Source organism: Streptomyces sp. NPDC051940 (genome assembly GCF_040680895.1).
In the GTDB taxonomy this organism is placed as follows: Bacteria; Actinomycetota; Actinomycetes; order Streptomycetales; family Streptomycetaceae; genus Streptomyces.
Genome location: NZ_JBFAXR010000091.1, coordinates 1 through 13,456, shown reverse-complemented (window position 1 = coordinate 13,456; position 13,456 = coordinate 1). Strand labels below are relative to the sequence as shown.

Below are 13,456 nucleotides of genomic sequence, written 5' to 3'. Positions count from 1 at the left end.
CCGCCTCCCAGGGTCGCGGCGACGGGTGGGCCGGACGTGGTGAGGACGGACGCCGTGATCCGGCCCGCGGCGCGAAGTAGGGCCAGTTCCAGTGTGCATCCGGGCAAGGGCCCCGGCAATTGCGGCGGGCGCCGCCCCCGTACGCCGGTCACCTGCGTCGACACCGTGATCCGGCAGTGCGGAGGCGCAGCCCCAGCCCCAGCCCCTGAGCACCCCCGGCTCCAGTCCGCGGGCCGGTACGCGGGCGACGTAACGCTCCAGACGCGCGTCGGACCCGACACGCCCGTCAGCGACCCGAGCGGTCTGGCCCCCGGCCGACCGGGCCTGAGCGGCCCCCGGGGGAGCGGCCCGCCGGTGTGCCACCACCGGAAAGACCCGCCATCCCGTTCGAGCCACCCGGCGCCCGCGGCGCTATCCTCGCTCGCATGGCGATGCCCGACGGCCGGAGAAGCAACAGCACCCTCAGCCGTCTCGTCCGCCACGGGTTCACCGACCCCTCCACCGCCGAGCGGCTGCTCGGCAGCGAGGCGCTCGCCGCCCTGCACGGCAACCCCGTCCTCTTCGATGCCCTCGGCGCCACCGCCGATCCCGACCAGGCGCTGCGCGGGCTGGTCAGGCTCGCCGAGGCGCTGGAGCCCGTGGAGCGGCAGACGCTGCTGGACACCCTCACCGGCTCCAAACCCCTGCGGGACCGCCTGCTCGGCGTCCTGGGCGCCTCCGAGGGGCTCGCCGAGCACCTCGTACGCCACCCGGGCGACTGGCACTCCCTGCACATCTACGAGTCCGCCGACCTGCATCCCACCACCGAGGAGTTCGAGCAGGCCCTCGCCGAGGGCATCTGGGGAGAGCAGGGCGCCGGCCGGCCCCGCCCCGACGCGCTGCGCACCGCCTACCGGCGCGCCCTGCTGGGCATCGCCGCCCGCGACGTGTGCGGCACCACCGACGTCTCCCAGGTCGCCGCCGAACTGGCCGACCTCGCCACCGCCACGCTGCGCGCCGCGCTGGAGATCGCCGCCGAGGAGCAGCCCGCCGACGCCGAGACGTGCCGCCTCGCCGTCATCGGCATGGGCAAGTGCGGCGGCCGCGAACTGAACTACGTCTCCGACGTGGACGTCATCTTCGTCGGCGAGGCCCGCGGCTCGGCCGACGAGGGCAAGGCCGTACAGGCGGCCACCCGGCTGGCCGCCCGGATGATGCGCGTCTGCTCGGACACCACAGCCGAGGGCACCATCTGGCCCGTCGACGCCAACCTCCGCCCCGAGGGCCGCAACGGCCCCCTCGTCCGCACCCTGAGCTCCCACCTCGCGTACTACCAGCGCTGGGCCAAGACCTGGGAGTTCCAGGCCCTGCTCAAGGCCCGCCCCGTCGCCGGGGACGCGGAGCTGGGCCGGGCCTACTGCGACGCCGTCGCGCCCCTGGTGTGGCAGGCCGCCGAGCGGGAGAACTTCGTCACCGACGTACAGCAGATGCGCCGCCGCGTCGTCGAGGCCATCCCCGCCGCGCACGTCGAGCGGGAGCTGAAGCTCGGCCCCGGCGGGCTGCGGGACGTGGAGTTCTCCGTCCAGCTGCTGCAGCTGGTCCACGGCCGCACCGACGACACCCTGCGCAGCTCCACCACCCTCGACGCCCTCGGCTCGCTCGCCGACGGCGGCTACGTGGGGCGGGCGGACGCGGCCGCGATGGACGCCGCGTACCGCTTCCTGCGCTCCATGGAGCACCGCATCCAGCTGTACCGGCTGCGCCGCACCCACCTCCTGCCGGACAGCGAGCCCGAGCTGCGCCGCCTCGGCCGCTCCCTCGGCTTCGGCGGCGACTCCGTCGCCGAGCTGCGCAAGGCCTGGCGGCGGCACTCCGTCGAGGTGCGGCGGCTGCACGAGAAGCTCTTCTACCGCCCGCTCCTCGACGCGGTCGCCCAGCTCACCCCCGGCGAGGCGCATCTGTCGCCCGAGGCCGCGCGGGAGCGGCTGGTCGCGCTCGGTTACGCCGATCCCGCCGCGGCGCTGCGCCATCTGGAGGCGCTGACCTCCGGGATGAGCCGCAAGGCGGCGATCCAGCGCACCCTGCTGCCGGTGCTGCTGGGCTGGTTCGGCGACTCCGCCGACCCGGACGCCGGGCTGCTCAACTTCCGCAAGGTGTCCGACGCGCTGGGCAAGACCCCCTGGTACCTGCGGCTGCTGCGGGACGAGGGCGCCGCCGCCGAGAACCTCGCCCGCGTGCTCTCCGCCGGCCGGCTCGCCCCCGACCTGCTGCTGCGCGCCCCCGAGGCGGTCGCCCTCCTCGGCGACGAGCAGGGCCTGCAGCCGCGCGGCCGGGCCCATCTGGAGCAGGAGATCCTCGCCGCCGTCGGCCGCCACGGCACCGACGCGGAGGCCGCCGTCGCCGCGGCGCGCGGCGTACGGCGCCGGGAGCTGTTCCGTACCGCCGCCGCCGACCTGATCGGCGCGTACGGCGGCGAGAGCGCGGCCCGGGGCATCGACCGCACCGGGCAGGCCGTCACCGACATCAACGCCGCCACCATCGCCGGCACGCTGCGCGCCGCCGTGCAGTCGCGGTGGGGCGAGACGCTGCCGACGCGGTTCGCGGTCATCGGCATGGGCCGCTTCGGCGGGCACGAGCTGGGCTACGGCTCCGACGCGGACGTGCTGTTCGTCCACGAGCCGCGCGAGGGCGCCGACGAACAGGAGGCCGCGCAGGCCGCCTTCGCCGTGGCCAACGAGCTGCGGCGGCTGCTCCAGCTCCCGACGACCGACCCGCCGCTCCTCATCGACGCCGATCTGCGCCCCGAGGGCAAGAGCGGCCCCCTGGTGCGCACCCTCGCCTCCTACGAGGCGTACTACCGCCGCTGGGCGGTGGTCTGGGAGCGGCACGCGCTGCTGCGGGCGGAGCCGATGGCGGGCGACGCGGAGCTGGGGGAGCGGTTCGTCCGGCTCGTCGCCCCCCTGCGCTACCCGGCCGACGGCCTCGCCGACAAGGACGTCCGCGAGATCCGCCGGCTGAAGGCCCGGATGGAGGCCGAGCGGCTGCCGCGCGGCGCGGACCCGACCATGCACGCCAAGCTGGGACGCGGCGGCCTGTCCGACGTCGAGTGGACCGTCCAGCTGCTGCAGCTGCGGCACGCCGCCGAGGTGCCGGGCCTGCGCACCACCCGCACCCGCGTGGCGCTGACCGCCGCGCGCGAGGCCGGGCTGCTGACGGAGGAGGACGCGCACGTGCTGGACGAGGCGTGGCTGCTCGCCGGCCGGGTGCGCAACGCGGTGATGCTGGTGCGCGGCCGGCCCGGCGACACGTTCCCCGCCGAGGGGCGGGAGCTGTCGGCGGTCGCCCGCTATCTGGGGTACGACCCGGGGCACGCGGGCGAGCTGCTGGAGGAGTACCGGCGCACGACCCGGCGCGCCCGGGCCGTGGTGGAGCGGGTGTTCTACGACGGGTGAGCGGGGGCGCGCCGCGCCCGCCACGTGCGCCCGTAGCCCGACCGGGGCATCCGCTCACCCGACCGGTCTGTCCAGTTTCGCCCCTCGTCCCGGGGCTGGTAGACCGGGATCATGTATGTGCCCCGGAGGACGGCTTCCGTGCTGGTCACGCTGCTTGCGTGCGGCACGGTCGGCGGTACCGCCGCACCGCCCGCCTCCGGCGCCGGGGACGACGGCAGCCCGCCCGTGGCCGTACAGGTCCGCAACCCGGACCGGGAGTTGTCGTCCGGCGCGGACACGACGTACACGATCACCGTCCGCAACCGGACCGGCGAGCCCCTGCCCCGCACGGTCGTCACCCAGCTGCTGCCCTCCCCGCTGCGGCACGTCGCCTCGTACCCGGCGGCCCGCGTCCACGACCGCGAGGTCGTCTGGCGGCTCCCCCTCCCGCCGCACGGCACCCGCACGCTGACGATGAAGGGCCGCCTCGGCCGGATCGCGGAACGGGACCTCTCCACCGACCGGACCGTCGAATCCGCCGCGACCGACGGGAAACCGGGCGGCAACCCCCGCCTGTCCACCACGGTCTGCGTCCGCGCCGCGGACCGCGGCCAGCTCCTGACCTGCAGCACCACCTCGGCCCCGGTGAACCGCGCCTTCTGGAAGGGGAACCGCGCGTTCATGGCGATCAGCGCCGCCGCGGCACTCCTGGTCGGCACGGTGGGCGTGATCCTCCTGCGCCGCCGGCGGCCGCCGTCCTGACCCCGCCGACGGGTCTACGGCAGGGCCGCGACCTGCTGCGGCATCCGGAAGGCGCTCGTGCCGTACCAGAAGTACGAGACGGTGAAGCCGAAGGCGAGGCAGACGGCGCCGCCCGCCGCGTCCATCCAGAAGTGGTTGGCGGTGCCCATGATGACGAACAGCGTCGCCAGCGGGTACAGCGCGCCCAGCACCTTCACCCAGGTGCGCCGCGCCAGGATCACGATCACGATGCCGCACCACAGCGACCAGCCCGCGTGCATCGACGGCATCGCCGCGTACTGGTTGGAGACGTTCGCCAGATTGCCCGAGGCCATCGAGCCCCACGTCTCGTGCACCCGCACCGTGTCGATGAAGTGGACGTCCGGCATCAGCCGCGGCGGCGCGAGCGGGTAGAAGTAGTAGCCGACCAGGGCGACGCCCGTGGTGGCGAAGAGGGTGAAGCGCGTCGCCGAGTAGCGGCCGGGGTGCCGGCGGTAGAGCCACACCAGCACGCTGAGGGTCACGATGAAGTGCAGCGTCGCGTAGTAGTAGTTCATCGGGACGACCAGCCAGCCGACCCCGTTGACCGCGTGGTTCACCGAGTCCTCGAAGGCCAGCCCCAGCCGCTGCTGGAAGGACCAGATCCAGTCGGCGTGCCGCAGCGCCGCGGCCTCCTGCTCCGGGACGGAGTTGCGGATCAGGGAGTACGTCCAGTAGCAGACCGCCACCAGCATGATCTCGAACCAGAGCTGCGGCGGACGCGGCGAGCGCAGCCGCTGGAGAAGGGTCCGTCTAGCCCGGGCCTGCTCGCGCACTTCCTCCTGGGCGGCGGAGGCCCGCCGGTCCTGAAGTGTCCTCGCGATCTCTCCTGACCGTGGTGCCAGATCCCGGGAATACGACGCGCCCATGGGGAGACAGTCTGCCAGAGATGCACCGATACGCCGATCATCCCCCGGTCCTGGTTTCCCCCCGGGCGTCCCCCTTGGGTGGGATGTACCGGCCTCGTCCGTTCGGTGTATACGCCCCTTTACGCGGCGTCGCCGCAGGTCCCTACGGCGGCGTCGCCGCAGGTCCCTACGGCGCGGAAGCCGTGGACCCCCGTACGACGAGCTCCGGGTGGAAGACGAACTCGCTGTGCGGGGCCGGCGTCCCCGCGATCTCCTCCAGCAGCGCCCGTACCGCCGCCTGCCCCATCGACGTCACCGGCTGGCGGATCGTGGTCAGCGGGGGATCGGTGAAGGCGATCAGCGGGGAGTCGTCGTAGCCGACCACCGAGACCTGCCCCGGCACCGACAGGCCGCGCTGGCGGGCGGCCCGTATGGCGCCGAGCGCCATCATGTCGCTGGCGCAGACGATCGCCGTGCAGTCGCGGTCCAGCAGCGCGGAGGCGGCGGCCTGGCCGCCCTCCAGGGTGTACAGGGAGTGCTCGATGAACTCCCCGGCCTCCGCGTCCCGCACCCCGCGCAGCTCCGCCAGCGCGGCCGTGAACCCCTCCACCTTCCGCTGCACCGGTACGAACCGCCGCGGGCCCAGCGCCAGCCCGATCCGCCGGTGGCCGAGCGACGTCAGATGCGTGACCGCGAGCCGCATCGCGTCGCGGTCGTCCGGCGAGATGAACGGCGCGCGGACCTTCGGGGAGAAGCCGTTGATCAGTACGAACGGGACGCCCTGGGCGCGCAGCCGGTCGTAACGGCCCATGTCCGCCGAGGTGTCGGCGTGCAGACCGGAGACGAAGACGATGCCGTCCACGCCCCGGTCCACGAGCATCTCCGTCAGCTCGTCCTCCGTCGAGCCGCCCGGCGACTGCGTCGCCAGCACCGGCGTGAACCCCTGACGGGTCAGCGCCTGCCCGATGACCTGCGCGAACGCGGGGAAGATCGGGTTGTCCAGCTCGGGGATTATCAGGCCGATCAGCCCCGCGCTGCGCTGCCGCAGCCGTACGGGGCGCTCGTACCCGAGCACGTCGAGGGCGGCCAGCACGGACTGGCGGGTGGTCGCGGCGACCCCCGGCTTGCCGTTGAGCACCCGGCTGACGGTGGCTTCGCTGACCCCCGCCTGGGCTGCGATATCGGCGAGCCGCGCGGTCACGGGAGGTGACCCTACCGGTTGCCTCGCCCTGGAGGACGGCTGCTGAGTCATACAGTTCCTTCCCCCTCACGCGGTCTGCCTCGCAGGATACGTGCTGGTGGCGCTCGGACGGGTTGCTTTCCACCGGGGTCCGGTACGGGGTGGCTCAGCCTGGTCGGCCGCACGTCGACGGGGAAGGGGGCGCATGTGGCGCCTTCGCGCTCATCATGGCCTTCGGCTCCGGCGTGCTGATCTCGGCGATGTCCTTCGAACTCATCGAGGAGGCCCATGAACAGGGCGGCCTCCTCCCCACCGTGCGCGGCGCGTTCGGCGGCGCCGCGGGATGTCGCACGGGTGAGGGGGCACCTCACTCGTGTACGGACTCGTCCGTCGGGGACTTGGCGGTCAGGGACTTCTCCCGCAGGGTGAACGACCTCGGAGGGCCGCCGGCCTGCGGCTTGCCCGACTTGTGGCCGACGGCCCGGTATCCGGCGTTCTCGTAGTACGCGTTGAGGCGCTCGTTCGTCGCCAGGCAGTCCAGGCGGACCAGCTCCCGCCCGGTCTCGGCAACCCGGCGCTCCGCGGCGCCCAGCAGCAGCCGCCCGGCGCCGGGGGTGGCGACCTCGCGGTCCACCATCAGCCGGTGCACATACCCGGCGACGGGAGGCTGCACCCCCCACGCGTCCTCGTCCTCCCACCACAACTCGAACGCTCCGATAACGGGGCGTGGCCTGTCCTCCGCGACCGCGGCCCCGACACCCCCGGCGTCCGCGGCCCCGGCCTCCGCGACCCACACCTCCCCGTACTCCCTCACCCGCCGAAAGTGCTCCTCCCCGAAATCCCCGGGCCGCCACTGCTGGATGCCCTGCCGGATCATCCACCGGGCGGCGTCATCCCGAAGCCGGACGAGAAGGGGAAGGTCGGTATCGGTGGCGGGGCGGAGCGTGATCATGGGCCCGATCCTTGCACGGCGCCTGTCGGCGCCCTGGGCGGGTACGGCTCCATGCGCCCGCCCGGCGGACGGCTCCGCCGGCGAAGGCGCCCTGACAGCCCGTCCGGCGTCCGAGGACTGAGGCGCGGAGCGCCGAATCGCGCCGGAGGCGCCGACGTGGCCGGACGCTTCGCGCCGAACCGCACCGCGCGCGGCGGACCGCGCCATCCCCGGCCCGCCCGGCGGAAGTTCGCGTGAAACCCCTTGCGCAATGGTCAAGGATCGTTGACCATTGCGGGCGTGTCTGATGACGATCTTCCCGAGGCGTTCCACGTCACCACCGACGAGCAACTTCGCGCCGTTTCCAGTCTCACGCGGCACCGGATCATGGCCGTGCTTCGCTTCGAGCCCGCGACGATCACGCAGATCGCCCAGCGTGTGGGGCTTGCGAAGGGGAGTTCCAGCTATCACGTACGGCTGCTGGAGCGGGCCGGCCTCGTGAAGGTGGTGCGGACGCGGAAGGTCCGGGGCGTCACCGAGCGGTACTACGCCATGGCCGCGCGGGCGATCGTGCTGCCCGATCCGGGGGAGGGGGCCCCGGACGTGCTGATGCGGCACGCGCTGGCGGACCTGGAGGCCGCGCCCGCCGAGGGCGAGCGGCATGTGGGGATGACCCATCTGCGGCTCACCGACGCGCAGTTCGCGGAGCTGGGGGCGCGGCTGCAGGCCCTGGCGGAGGAGTACCGGGCGCTCTCCGATCCGTCGCTGCCGGACACCTCACTCGTCTTCGCACTGTTCCACCCCGCATCGCGCGGGCACGCCGAAGGGGACGCCAAGTGACCTCAGACGTACGGAACCTGCCGACCGGGTTCGGCCGGCTGTGGACCGCGCAGACGGTCTCCTCGCTCGGTGACGGGGTCACCCATGCCGCGCTGCCGCTGCTCGCGTTGACGCTGACCCGGGATCCGATGGCGCTCGCCGTCGTCACGGCCGCCGGAACGCTGCCGTGGCTGCTCTTCGGCGTGCTCGGCGGAGCCCTCGTGGACCGCTGGGACCGCCGCCGCACGATGTGGGTCACCGACGCGGCGCGTGCGGTGCTGCTCGCGATACCCGCGGCAGCGGCCGCGCTGGACGTGCTGAGCATTCCGCTGCTCGCGGCCGTCGCCTTCCTCCTGGGCCTCGGCGGACTCTTCTTCGACACGGCCGCCACGGCCTATCTGCCGGATCTGCTCGGCCGCGACCCCGCGCTCCTGGAGCGCGCCAACTCCCGCCTGCGCGGCACCCAGACCGCCGCGTCCGGTTTCGCCGGGCCGCCCGCGGGCAGTGCCCTGCTGGCGCTCGGGCGGGCGGTTCCGCTGCTCGCCGACGCGGTCTCGTTCGCGCTCTCCGCGCTGCTCGTACGGTCGCTGCCCGCCGCACCCCGGCCCGTACCGCAGGCCCGTGAGTCGCTGCTGCGGCAGGCGCGGGCCGGCGCCTCGTACGTCTTCCGGGACCAGCTGCTGCTCGGGCTCGCGCTGCGTCCGGCGGTCGGGAACATCGCCTTCCTCGCCGTGGAGACCGTCCTCGCGCTCTTCGCCCACGATCGACTCGGCATCGACACCTACGGCTTCGGCCTGCTCCTCACGGCGGAGGCCACCGGCGGTCTGCTCGGCGCGGGCGTCGCCTCCTTCCTCGGCCGGCGACTCGGCACCGGCACCGCGCTGACCTGCACGGCCGCGGTCGAGGGACTCGCCATCCTGGGCCTCGCCGCCGCCCCGAACCCGTACGTCGCCGGCCTCGCGCTCGCCGTCTGCGGAGCGGGCATGGGCGCCACGATGGTGCTCGGCCCCTCCCTGCGGCAGGCGATCGTCCCCGCCCAGCTGATGGGCCGGGTCGCCTCCACCTCCCGCATGCTGGCCATGTGCGCCGCCCCGTTCGGCGCCTTCCTCGGCGGCTGGCTGGCCACCGCCTACGACGTACGCACCCCGCTCTACGCCGCCGCCGGCCTCCTCCTCACCATGACCGCGGTCACCGCGACCATGACCGGCAACCGCCGGGTCGAGGCGGCGCTGCGTGCCGCTGCCCCGGCCGACGACCCGGATCACCCGGACTCCCGGGATCCCGTGCAGGAGCCCGCCGTTTAGGGGCTCCGCAGGGCGGCGGCATCCGGATCCGGCACCTCTCAGCGGACCGCCTCGAACGTCGAGCCGTCCTGGAGCGTCGCGCTGAGCTCCGCCCGTGCCCCCTGCGCGGCCCGTACGGCGAGGTATCTGCCGGGGGCCGTGGAGCTGACGCCGCCCCTGGCCGTGATCGAGGCGACGTCGCGGCTACCGGCGGCCAGTACGTACCACCGGCCCGCCGACGACTGCCAGAGCACCCCCGCGAGCGCCGAAGGCTCGCGTACCCCGCAGGCGGTGGTGTCCGCCGCCGTCGACGTGACGACGGCCTGCCCCTCGCCCGGCGGCTGGAACTGCGCCAGCACCCGCGTGCCCGAGCCGCGCCAGGTCTCCGCCCGGGTGCAGATCCACGCCGCCGTCCCGGCCTCGTCCGGCAGGTCCTGGTCGGCGAACGTCCAGGCGTTCACCTCGCGGACGCCCGCCGCGCGGAGCTGGCCGAGGCCGCAGGCCGTACGGGACCACGCCGTACGGGCCGGCGCGCCGGCGGGGGCGACCGCCGACGCGGGCGCGCCGTACGTCAGCCCGGCCGGGGTCAGCTCGCCCAGGTCCGTGACCAGTCGGGGACCCGCCCCGGCCGCCGGCCGCATCCGCAGCTCCAGCGCGGACCACGCCCCGCACTCCTTCGCCGTCGCCGGCGACTCGACCAGCGCCGTCACCCCGTCCGGGGCCCGGGACACGGGCTTCGCGGCGGCGCCCGGGCGCAGCAGGTCGCGCACGGCGACCCCGGCGACCCAGGGGGCCGTCAGATAGCGGACCCTGTCACCCGACCGCTGCAGCACCAGCGCCGTCGCGGAGGACGCGTCCGCCCCGTCCGTACGGGCGAAGTCCAGCGCCACCCCGGACGCCGGATCGCCCTTCGGCTCGGCGTACCGCACGATCCGCAGCCCGTCGTGGAAGACGACGACCGTCACCCCGCCGAGGTCCCCCGCGTACAGCAGCTGCGGCGGACCGGCCGGCGGACCGGACGCGGTACCGGGCGTCGCCGACAGCGCTACCCGGGTGCTGGGCCGCGCCCACACCCGCAGCGCCCGCGACAGCAGCGTGTCGTCCTTCACCCGGCCGCCCCGCGCCGGCCACGCGGCGAAGTCGGGGCGTGCCGTGACGCGCCAGTCGTCCCGGCCGGCCTGCGCGAGGCGCTCCGGCTCCAGGGCCGCCTGCGCGAACTCGTTGCGTGCGTACGGCGGGGCCGCCGCGTCGTCCGGTCCGCCGAGGACGTCGCCCGGCAGCCCCAGCAGCGCGCCGCAGGCCGCCAGCGCGGCGGCCGCCGCGAGCGCCGCGCGGGTGTGCTGGCGGCGGCGCATCAGGTCGGTGGGGCGGGCCTGCAGCACGCACGGGTCGAACTCCGGGGAGAGCAGCAGCTGCTCGAGGTCGGCAGGCGGCTCCGTGCCGTCCGCCTCGGCGACCGCGGCGCGGGCGTCCGGCGCGCCCGCGGCCGTCAGGAGGCGGCGGATGTCCCTGTCGTCCAGTCCCTCCAGGCCGCGCAGTACGAACGCGGCGCGGGCGGCCGCCGACAGGGCGGACAGGGACTGGTCCAGGGCGAGTTCGTCCGAGCCGCCGGAGCGGGGGAAGAGCCGCAGTCCCCAGACCCTCGGGAGGGGCGGGGGGAGCTGGGCGCGCTTCGGCAGCCCGAACCGTCCACGGGGGCCGTCCTGTTCCAGGACGGCCGCGAGTACCCGGAGCCTGACGTACGCGTAGGCCGGGTCGGGGGCCTGCTCTCCCGCCGCGCGGCGCTGCGCGGGGATCCGTTCCCCCGGACCGTCGCCGCTGGTCCTGCCGCGCGGCAGGGCGCGCTGCACCACGGCGTGGGCGCTCAGCACGCGCCGGGCGCGTCCCAGGGACGCGGGCAGCGCGAGGTACGCGAGGCGGGTGAGCCGCGGGTAGTGCGTGACCAGGGCGGCCTCGGCCTGTTCCAGGTCGACGGACGGCGCGGCGGGGTTCGGGTGGGTGGGAGGCGGCTGCGTTTCCACGGTACGTAGAACGAGTGAATCGTCGGATGGTCACCCCGCGTCCGCGAGTGCGGTCACGGGCTGGGTGTGCCCCTCGTCCCGGCCGCGGGCGTCAGCCCTGCGTTCCGCCCCCGTCGAGGTAGGCCAGGACGGCCAGGACGCGGCGGTTGTCGTCGTCCGACGGGGGGAGGTCCAGTTTCCCGAAGATGTTCGACGTGTGCTTGGCCACCGCCCGTTCCGTGACCACCAGCTGGGCCGCGATCGCCGCGTTCGACCGGCCCTCGGCCATCAGCGACAGCACCTCGCGCTCCCGCGGCGTGAGCCGTGTGATCGGCTGGTCCTGGGCCGTACGGCGGGCCACGAGCTGCGAGATGACCTGCGGGTCCATCGCCGTACCGCCGGAGGCCACGCGGCGGACCGCGTCGATGAACTGGTCCGCGTCGAAGACCCGGTCCTTCAGCAGGTAGCCGACGCCGCCGGAGCCGTCCGCCAGGAGCTCGCGGGCGTAGAGCTGTTCGACGTGCTGGGAGAGGACGAGGACCGGGAAGCCGGGGCGGGCCGCGCGGGCGGCCAGGGCGCACTGGAGGCCCTCGTCCGTGAAGGACGGCGGGAGGCGGACGTCCACGACGGCCACGTCGGGCGCCAGGGTGTCGAGGGCGCGGGCCAGTTCGGGTCCGTTGTCGACGGCCGCGGCGATCTCGAAGTCGTACGCCTCCAGCAGCCGGACTAGTCCGTCCCGGAGGAGGAAGAGGTCTTCGGCGAGGACAACACGCACGGGATCTCCATCGTCACCTTCGTGGGACCGCCGGCGGGGCTGTCGACGGCCATGACGCCGTCGAATGTACCGAGTCGGCGCGCGACCCCGCGCAGCCCCGAGCCCTCCCCGGGCAGGGCGGGCCCCGACGGGTCCGCGCCGCCGCGCCCGTCGTCGGTGACGACGGTGCGCAGCACGCCGCCGGCGTACGACACGTCGAGCCAGATCCGCGACGCGTCCGCGTGCTTGACGGCGTTGGTCAGGATCTCGCTGACACCGAAGTACGCCGCCGACTCGACGGGCGCCGCCGCCCGCCCCGGCAGGTCCACCGAGACCTCGACCGGCAGCGGCAGCCGCAGCGCGAGGGCGCGGACCGCGTCGCCGAGGCCGCGTTCCGCGAGTACCGGCGGATGGATGCCCCGTACCAGGTCGCGCAGTTCGGTCAGCGCCTCCGCGGAGTCGCTGCGCGCCCTGGCGAGCAGTGCCCGGGCCTCCTCGGGGTCCTTCTCCAGCAGCGCCTCGATGGTCCCGAGGCTCATCCCGAGCGCGACGAGCCGCGCCTGCGCGCCGTCGTGCAGATCGCGTTCGATACGGCGCAGCTCCGCCGCGGAGACGTCGACCGCGTCGGTACGGGTGGCGGCCAGCCGTTCGACGCGGGCGCTGAGTTCCACCCGGCGCGGGGCGAGGACGGCGCGGACGAGGCGGAAGTGAGCCTTCAGGAGCGCCGGGTTGACCCGCATGCCGACGAGTGCGAGCGCCGTGCCGAGGAGGGCCGCGAAGAGCGCGGAGAGCTGGCCGCTGACCGGGACGAAGCCGTACCAGTAGCCGACCTCGCCGTCGTGGACGAAGACGCGCCACAGGCCGGCCGCGATGACGTAGCCCTCCACCGGATAGAACACGAGCAGCGCCGGCAGTACCGCGGTGACCAGGCCCGCCGTCATGTCGACGGGCAGCCAGCGGACGTCCCGCCACGTCGCCGGGTCCTTCAGCATCAGGCTCAGCTTCTCCAGATGCCCGATCACCCCGCGCCGCATGTCGTCCGGAAAGGGCCGGTACGCGGCCGGGATCCGCACCCCGCACCACGCGGCGGCGAGCTCCCGCCGCCGGTTCGCCCAGCCGCGCAGCGCGGTCAGCACCCAGGGGGTGGTGATCGCGCCGACCCCGGCCACGATCAGGACGAGCGAGACCACGGTGAGGACGAACAGCACCACGGACCCGGCGAACCCGATCACGGCCAGTGCCAGCCCCCGCAGCCCGGACACCAGCCAGCCCCGGATGGACATTCCCGCAGCTCCTCTACCGCCGTGGCCCCCGGCCCTCCCGGCGGCGCCTGCCGTACGCCAGTCTGCCCGCCGGAACCACCGAGCAACGCCGTGCCGAGTTCAGCCTCGATTGCCGGCCAATCGACGACGTGGACGCGCTCTTCCTGCCATCCGGTGATGCCAACGAGG

10 protein-coding genes and 1 pseudogene are annotated in these 13,456 nt (G+C 74.6%); 5 read left to right on the top strand and 6 right to left on the bottom strand.

All coding sequences use genetic code 11. The annotated features are described in order from the left end of the window. The first annotated feature begins 425 nt into the window (after nucleotides 1–425). Together AB0M28_RS28395 and AB0M28_RS28390 are read left to right on the top strand one after the other, a co-directional pair. A complete protein-coding gene (locus AB0M28_RS28395; protein WP_365410955.1) occupies nucleotides 426–3,431 on the top strand; it encodes a bifunctional [glutamine synthetase] adenylyltransferase/[glutamine synthetase]-adenylyl-L-tyrosine phosphorylase in 3,006 nt (1,001 codons plus the stop codon). A gap of 111 nt (nucleotides 3,432–3,542) precedes the next feature. After that, complete coding sequence (locus AB0M28_RS28390) at nucleotides 3,543–4,172, top strand: hypothetical protein (protein ID WP_365410952.1); 630 nt, start codon at nucleotides 3,543–3,545, stop codon at nucleotides 4,170–4,172. 14 nt (nucleotides 4,173–4,186) lie between these two features. Here the strand turns inward: AB0M28_RS28390 and AB0M28_RS28385 are convergent, their stop codons facing one another. Together AB0M28_RS28385 and AB0M28_RS28380 are read right to left on the bottom strand one after the other, a co-directional pair. Beyond that, nucleotides 4,187–4,966 carry a phosphatase PAP2 family protein gene (locus AB0M28_RS28385; RefSeq protein WP_365410949.1) on the bottom strand — a complete coding sequence of 260 codons (780 nt, stop codon included), beginning with the start codon at nucleotides 4,964–4,966 and terminating at the stop codon, nucleotides 4,187–4,189. 259 nt (nucleotides 4,967–5,225) lie between these two features. Further along, a complete protein-coding gene (locus tag AB0M28_RS28380) occupies nucleotides 5,226–6,239 on the bottom strand; it encodes a LacI family DNA-binding transcriptional regulator (RefSeq protein ID WP_365410946.1) in 1,014 nt (337 codons plus the stop codon). Nucleotides 6,240–6,436: 197 nt separating this feature from the next. Here AB0M28_RS28380 and AB0M28_RS28375 point away from each other — a divergent pair. Next, a pseudogene (locus tag AB0M28_RS28375) lies at nucleotides 6,437–6,529 on the top strand (ZIP family zinc transporter); the annotation flags it as partial. 56 nt (nucleotides 6,530–6,585) lie between these two features. Here AB0M28_RS28375 and AB0M28_RS28370 read toward each other — a convergent pair. Next, entirely contained in the window at nucleotides 6,586–7,170 is a 585-nt protein-coding gene (locus tag AB0M28_RS28370; protein WP_365410943.1) for a GNAT family N-acetyltransferase, read from the bottom strand. 279 nt (nucleotides 7,171–7,449) lie between these two features. On the opposite strand from AB0M28_RS28370, the gene AB0M28_RS28365 reads away from it, so the two are divergent. Next, nucleotides 7,450–7,989, top strand: a complete 540-nt coding sequence (locus AB0M28_RS28365; RefSeq protein ID WP_365410940.1) for a winged helix-turn-helix domain-containing protein — start codon at nucleotides 7,450–7,452, stop codon at nucleotides 7,987–7,989. Continuing rightward, nucleotides 7,986–9,272: an MFS transporter gene (locus AB0M28_RS28360; RefSeq protein WP_365410937.1), complete on the top strand. Its 1,287-nt coding sequence runs from the start codon at nucleotides 7,986–7,988 to the stop codon at nucleotides 9,270–9,272. The genes AB0M28_RS28365 and AB0M28_RS28360 overlap by 4 nt, the downstream gene beginning before the upstream one ends. A gap of 38 nt (nucleotides 9,273–9,310) precedes the next feature. Here the strand turns inward: AB0M28_RS28360 and AB0M28_RS28355 are convergent, their stop codons facing one another. The 3 genes from AB0M28_RS28355 to AB0M28_RS28345 form a co-directional block, all read right to left on the bottom strand. Beyond that, entirely contained in the window at nucleotides 9,311–11,272 is a 1,962-nt protein-coding gene (locus AB0M28_RS28355) for a hypothetical protein (protein ID WP_365410934.1), read from the bottom strand. 91 nt (nucleotides 11,273–11,363) lie between these two features. Continuing rightward, nucleotides 11,364–12,026 (bottom strand): response regulator transcription factor, encoded by a 663-nt coding sequence (locus AB0M28_RS28350; protein WP_365410931.1) that lies wholly within the window; start codon nucleotides 12,024–12,026, stop codon nucleotides 11,364–11,366. Next, nucleotides 11,978–13,288, bottom strand: a complete 1,311-nt coding sequence (locus AB0M28_RS28345; protein WP_365410928.1) for a sensor domain-containing protein — start codon at nucleotides 13,286–13,288, stop codon at nucleotides 11,978–11,980. Before AB0M28_RS28345 ends, AB0M28_RS28350 begins: the two co-directional genes overlap by 49 nt. Nucleotides 13,289–13,456 lie beyond the last annotated feature (168 nt).

Coding starts and splice junctions, on each gene's coding strand:
- AB0M28_RS28395 (WP_365410955.1), top strand. CDS start 426: ATGGCGATGCCCGACGGCCGGAGAAGCAACAGCACCCTCAGCCGTCTC.
- AB0M28_RS28390 (WP_365410952.1), top strand. CDS start 3,543: ATGTATGTGCCCCGGAGGACGGCTTCCGTGCTGGTCACGCTGCTTGCG.
- AB0M28_RS28370 (WP_365410943.1), bottom strand. CDS start 7,170: ATGATCACGCTCCGCCCCGCCACCGATACCGACCTTCCCCTTCTCGTC.
- AB0M28_RS28345 (WP_365410928.1), bottom strand. CDS start 13,288: ATGTCCATCCGGGGCTGGCTGGTGTCCGGGCTGCGGGGGCTGGCACTG.